The sequence below is a fragment of the Paenibacillus sp. Soil766 genome (assembly GCF_001428105.1).
GTDB lineage: Bacteria > Bacillota > Bacilli > Paenibacillales > NBRC-103111 > Paenibacillus_E.
Genome location: NZ_LMSJ01000037.1, coordinates 41,911 through 48,349, shown reverse-complemented (window position 1 = coordinate 48,349; position 6,439 = coordinate 41,911). Strand labels below are relative to the sequence as shown.

Sequence of the window (6,439 nt, the reverse complement as noted above, 5' to 3'; positions counted from 1 at the left end):
CGTATCTCCCATCCTTGACCAGCTGTGCGATCACTTTCGCATCTTTAATGTCATTCTTTGTTGGAGAATTGTCATCTAATTCTTTACTTTTCTTCACGTGCAGTGGATTCACTACAGCGTATTTCACTTGCTTTTCTTTTAGAAAATGAGCAAGGTTCAGCCAGTAGTGGCCTGTTGGTTCCATGCCAACGATAACGTCTTGGAGCCCTTGTTCCATTGAAATCTCATGGAACCAACTCATGAACAACTCAAGGCCTTCTCGATTGTTCTCAAACGTGATGGGCTTCCCGAACTCGACTCCACGGAAGTCTTGTGCACGAGCCAACATGTTTGAATTTTGCGATGTCGACACCGATAATTAAAGTAGAAGAAGTGATTTGATTAATTCGTTCATTTTGAGTAGAATGCATGTTGTAGTCTCCTTGGTTTTGTTTTTGGATCCGACGCGTTTTTGGATCCGACGCTGGCCAGCATCTGGGACCCATAAACATCATACCAAGGAGTCTTTTTGTTTTTCAAACCTCATATTTCTACATAATAGGAATGCTGCCCGATAGCTTAATGAGGCTACCATAGCGGTAGCCTCATCTTGTAGTTAATTGAACATAAGTTTCCCGCTTAATCCCTGGTTAAGTATTACACTGAACCTTTGTAATAGCGTTCTACATATTCATCCTTTGTTAGCCCAAACAATATGGAATCGTAGTATCTTCCATTAGTGTAAAACACTTGCCGACAGACCCCTTCTTGAATACAACCTACGTTCCTCAGCATTGCAGCCGATGCCTCGTTCCCTTCAAGAACGTTATCATTGAATTTATTAAGCCTTCGCTCAAAGAATGCATATTTTAAAAGTATCTGTACAGCCCGTTTACCGAATCCCTTTCCTCGATAATCTCTATCGATTTGAATCCCGATACTAAAGGTACCATTTCTTTCATCGATACTGTTTAAGTTAATTCCTCCAACATTTTCACCATTCAAATTCTCAATAGTAAACACAAGTCTATTCGATGAAAAGTCAGAAAAGTTCTCTGCAAAAGATTTTGCTTCTGAAACTGTGGGAGGTAGCTCAACAGCACACTCTAACAAGCGTCGTGCTGGTGTATCAAAACGGTTGATGTAGTGGCCTTCCCAATCTTCTGGCTGTATTGCGCGCAATCTTATAACCTCATCTTGCCAAAAATAATTATTATAATCTATATTCCGCATGGGGGATTCCTCCAATAGTTTGATAATTCCCCCATATTATAACTGGTGAATCAATCTGCTGATAGGTAATTTTTGATTTAACAAAACTGCTGCCCGTTAGCGGAAAACAAAAACGGCTGCCGAAGCAACTGCTATTTCACTATCGTTTTGCGTTAGCAGAATAACATAGACTTTCGTGATCATACGACGGTTGCCATCATGTCGCCATGCTATCATCTACCGATAGATCAAAATAACAATAATGGATAGGGAACAGAACAAACGAAGATTGATTGCTCTTTCATCCAGACAAAACGCGCTCTGCCGTCTTTTGGAGGCAGAGCGCGTTTCGTTTTTATTATGATGCTTCCGTATATCGTTTGAAACTATCCAGAATCGCTTGCCAACCCGCCTGTTGGAATTCAACGGGGTGAGTGCTCTCGGGATCGAAGTTTTCAACGACCTTAGTGGTCTCGCCTTGATCGACGAACGCAATATCCACTTTCCGACCGTCTCCCAATGTGTAGGCAATCGTATCATGCAGCTTCACTTCGTCGTAAATTCCGCTAAAATCAAAACCCATGCTGCCATCCCTCGCTTCCATCCTTGTCAGGAATTTGCCGCCTACTCGCAAATCATTCTCCGCTCTTGGCGCATGCCATTCCTCGGAAGGTTGATTCCACTTTGTAATGTGGTCCGGCTCGGTCCAACAGCTCCATACTTTTGCTACAGGGGCTTGAACGACAGTCTCTACGGTTACTTTAGTTGAATTGCTTGTTTCCATTGTGATGGACACCTCTTTACGGGAATTTTGTTTCTCATTAATATAGACGAATGCCAATCTCCGAATTCATCGGTCTATTTGTTCTGGAAGCCCTAATCGGGAAAATAATATTGCATTTATAAAATTTTGAACATGGAATATCCGATTATCGTTTACTTCAATCACGTGAATGCCCCAAAGCACTACGACGGATACCTCCTTACCCGGCACATATTTGTGCCAGAGCCGGATAAGCGCCATTCACTGTAGTTGGCAAAAATTTATACCCATCGCAATGCCAACGGGTAAGTGCAATAAACGCGGACAAATCTTCTTGCCCGCCTATCCACATTGCGAAAGGCGGCATAGACATACAGCCTTCCTCATGGAACAACGACACAAGCGCATGGATATCGAATTGCTCAAACGCTTCCACTTACCGCAATAGAAGATTCTGGTCGGGTAAAACCAATCCGCGGGATATCAACTTTGTGGTATTGTTACGATTTCCTTCCGCACCTCATTCGGGAGTACGAGCGAAATCGTTCCAAATGAACTCGTCATATCTTCGCGCGCGCTTTGGTATCCGGTTTCTGTATACCTTCCATCGACTTCAATGCGGCCTGATCGATGGACCGTAAGACCGAAAGGTTCAACGTAGAAATAGAGAAAGGGCTTGTTGATTTTTGGCGTCGATCCTGTGCGGTCCTTAAGTTTATCCGCAAACAATTGTTGAATGGCGTTACCTTCCGTCTGTTCGACATGAGCCTGCCAAGTTGCCACAATAAAATCATCTTTATATTCAAAAAAAGTGATGGTTTCATTGTCTTCAATCATGAAAAATCGCAGCGCTTCTCCCTCTGGAAACAGGTATGCCACTTTAGAAGCACTGAATATTGGTTGCAACGGCGGGTGCTCATAATTACGTAAACCGTATGCCCCCATATTAGCTGTCAAGATGGATCTACTTCTTTCCAAGTCACCTGAGAAGATCTGAGCGAAGTAGTTCTCATTGTACCGACCTGCATACGGCGACTGTATCGAGACCGTATTGTTTTGATAATCCACGTTGTAGCCAAGCATCTCTGCAACTAACCGCAAAGGTACATATACGCGGTTATTGATCGTTCTGACCGGAACAACAAATAAAACGTCGAACGCTTCACCCGCAGCATTATTCTCAAAAAAAGCTGTATCTTTCCCGATCGTCATCGTAACATGCCTGGACCACTTCGAAACGATAGCCGTTGTTTGCTGCTGATTCCACTCGACTGACGCGCCGAGTGATTCTGAGACGGTGTTAATCGGAACCATCACCGTGCCCTGAACGATAACAGGCGAGCTGTCTGTGGGCAACTGTTTGTTCATTACCTGAATACTAATATCTTCGGCATTTAAGTCTCTCATCCAGTCATAATTTTCTTCGGTCATAGGACTTGATTGCAGTGTGTTCACTTGCTTTTTCAATCGTTCAATAAACGTAAGTGCTTCTGTTCGTGTTACTTCATCACTTTTTTGGAATCCGTTTATGCTCTTATCTGTCTTGCCTTCTGATAGTCCAAGATCAAACAAGTATTGTATGGAAGCAAATGTACTGTAATTTTTACCAGTAGCGTTTGCAAGATATTGTGCCACCATCCCCCTATTTAAATATACAGGACTCGTATGCCCGCCGGAAGATGAAGGAGTAACCACTTTCCATCCCATTTTATTGGCATATCTAATATAAGGTTCTGACCATTCTCCCGTTTCTGACGTAGGATCATAATCGCTTGGTTGGTATGCGCGGATAAGCATTGATATAAATTCTGCCTGTTCAACATTTTGATTCAGCTTAAATGAATTATCAGGGTATCCATCTACAATGTTATTTTCAATAGCCCATTGGATATTTGAATTTCCCCAAAAGCTAGGGGACACATCGTTAAAAGTTTTAGCGGATGCTTGTGTTGTATTCAAGTTCGTGCAGAAAAGTGCGGCAGACAACAGAATTGTTGCCATAATTTTTGAACAAGTTTTCATTTAGGAATTCCCTTCTAAGTTGCTCATCTAGTAAAGTAAAGAATACGGGTCGTTGCAAATAAAAACACAAAAGCAATATTACTTTATCATTCAAGCATGAATAAAGTACATTGCTAATGTTTGGCACTTCATCTCCTTCCATAACTTCTCCCGTTTTTTAGGGAGCAAATGCTGCCCGCTACTCCAACGAATTTAGGGAGCAGCTGCCGCGAGACGATCTGCTCCCTGATTTATTTTCGCTATTGTTCACCGTCATATTCAAAATTAATGATGCTGTCGTGCCATTTGCATTTCCAAGACGCGGCTTCTGGTGTCGGCGGGTTTGTACTGTTTTAAAAACCCGTGGTCAAATGTAAAAAAGGCGTAACCATCTCTGTTGCCAATTTCGATGAAATACTTCCCCTCCTCCACAAAAAGGGATGAGTAAAACACTTCTTCTTTAGCCTCATCAGGGAAGAGACTACTATCCCATTGAATAACTGTCGATTCGAAACGATCATACTCTGCGACCCAACGATGGATCTCCACAGCAGGCGGCACCCAATCCGTCTGGTTTCCGACCCATTCAGGGACACCGTCATTGTCGAGATCCATCGGAATGACGGTATGGCCTTGAAAATCGATTATCTTCCATGTATCGGTCTTGTGATGATAAATCACCAACCCATTTTTTGCAATTTTACCAAAAGGGATTTCAATATACGCGCCAGACACATCCCCAGTTAAGAAATTCAGCGGATTAATCCAAGCTTGATTTTCATTAAAATTAGTCAAGTTACCCAACTTCCATTCTGAGTTCCTACCTTTGAGATACCCCGTATATATTGGTGAGGCATCACCACCACTTTTATAAATACGAACTTCCGCCTCAGAGCGAGATAGAGCAAAGCTTTTGATAAGCTTCGCCTCAGAAGGAGGAGCGCCTGACTCTAGTGGTTGTCCCAGACCCTCTCCGAAGGGAAAAGCTATTTTCTCAAGAAACAAGTCAGGTCTATAAACCGATTGCTGGTCACTATGTCGAGAGTTTGCTGTGGGCATACTGGTATGATGAACCTGATCATCACTGCAAGCGAGAATACCAAGCAATATCGGTATCATTATACCGATAAACCGGACTATGTTCGTCAATATATAAATCCCTCATATTCCTGTAACGGTTTATCCGGTACCCAAACGATACCACTGTAAGTTGAAATATGATACCAATTGACCCCCTCTGGGGAAATCCACTTTTCAAAAGATAGGACTTCCTGATCTTTGAAGGTGCCAGCTTTATGGGAAACTTCTCCTGTCAGTGGAAAATAGTAAGTTTTTGTTTCTGAGGTTAATTTTACTTTTTCTTGTGTAATTGTAATGCCCTGAGGTCGTTCATATGGTGCTCTATCAAGGTTGACCACTTTCCAACCGAATGGAGTTTGGATACGTGCCCAACCTTCATTTATTTTGTTAGCTGCATATGTTCCCGGCTGTAGCCAATTTTGTAAACTAATGCTTGCGTCACCGTCGATGTCGAAATAGCGTGTGGCAGTTCGCAGTGTTATCTTTTCGTTATCTAAGTCAGATATCATTAACGGACCACTCTCAGATTCAAATAGAGGAAACGATTTAACCCATTTAAAATTGCCATCCTGTAATTGAATCTTGAACCATCCATAAATTTGAGTCTTAATGTTGAAAGTGGAGCTTGATACCGCTTGAACTAATCCAGGAGTCGATTTCACTCCTTTTCCCTCTACTTCATAGGGATGATCATAAAGCAATTCGTTTCCTGTCATTTTAACGACCCGGTCAGTTGATTTCTCCTCATGCTGAAAGTCTTCAGGGATAAATGGATCGACAATCCACTTCTGACCCTCTTGTTTAGTAGAAATGCTATACCACATTGGAGCTTCCAACATGGCTCTTCCTGTATGAGCCCCTTTGTATAAATATTTATAAACGGCTGTTACATGCACCTTTTGTGGTGATATTATATCTTTAGGTGGTTCGGCTCTGGAATACACACCAACATCCGGTTGGTCATATAACTTCATATCTTCAACAAGGGTAATATCCCTTTCTTCTTCCCAATATCCGCCAGCAGTAATTTTGTTATCATCCTCGATCCATTTTTCTCCCATCCAGGTTTTTATACGTATATAATCTTTACCTCGGATGTTTGCTAAACAGTTTTTCGGTTCATTCAGTTCATTCAGAGTACAAGCCACTTCTACCATCTGCATACCGGAAATTGAGCCAACGATAGAATTTGGATTTCTATAGTCTTCTAGCAGTTTCGTCTCCGATAGAACAACCAACTGTCTATTTGACATCAAATCGATTGTCGCCGTAGCTGAGGTGCTTAAAAAACTGAACCCACCGTACAATACTGACATCGCTAGTGCATACTTAGCAACCTTTTTCATGCAGACACACCTTTCTCAAATAAAATTTCAAATATATTTGATAACTTCACTTGGTTGA

Annotated in this window: 6 protein-coding genes and 1 pseudogene; all 7 read right to left on the bottom strand. The window is 42.0% G+C overall.

Annotation, left to right across the window (positions count from 1 at the left end; genetic code table 11):
* A pseudogene (locus ASG89_RS26425) lies at positions 1–410 on the bottom strand (IS110 family transposase); the annotation flags it as partial.
* Between the two features lie 226 nt (positions 411–636).
* Positions 637–1,212, bottom strand: a complete 576-nt coding sequence (locus ASG89_RS26420) for a GNAT family N-acetyltransferase (protein ID WP_057314032.1) — start codon at positions 1,210–1,212, stop codon at positions 637–639.
* Positions 1,213–1,549: 337 nt separating this feature from the next.
* A complete protein-coding gene (locus ASG89_RS26415; RefSeq protein WP_057314030.1) occupies positions 1,550–1,975 on the bottom strand; it encodes an SRPBCC family protein in 426 nt (141 codons plus the stop codon).
* 199 nt (positions 1,976–2,174) lie between these two features.
* The gene (locus ASG89_RS37900) at positions 2,175–2,390 is read right to left on the bottom strand and encodes a hypothetical protein (RefSeq protein WP_235549931.1); all 216 of its coding nucleotides are present in this window, start codon (positions 2,388–2,390) and stop codon (positions 2,175–2,177) included.
* A 47-nt stretch (positions 2,391–2,437) separates the two neighbouring features.
* The gene (locus tag ASG89_RS26405; RefSeq protein ID WP_235549930.1) at positions 2,438–3,955 is read right to left on the bottom strand and encodes a stalk domain-containing protein; all 1,518 of its coding nucleotides are present in this window, start codon (positions 3,953–3,955) and stop codon (positions 2,438–2,440) included.
* Positions 3,956–4,240: 285 nt separating this feature from the next.
* Positions 4,241–5,074, bottom strand: coding sequence for a hypothetical protein (locus tag ASG89_RS26400; RefSeq protein WP_157276812.1), 834 nt, complete (start codon positions 5,072–5,074; stop codon positions 4,241–4,243).
* 26 nt (positions 5,075–5,100) lie between these two features.
* Positions 5,101–6,381, bottom strand: a complete 1,281-nt coding sequence (locus ASG89_RS26395; protein WP_057314024.1) for a hypothetical protein — start codon at positions 6,379–6,381, stop codon at positions 5,101–5,103.
* Positions 6,382–6,439: the final 58 nt, after the last annotated feature.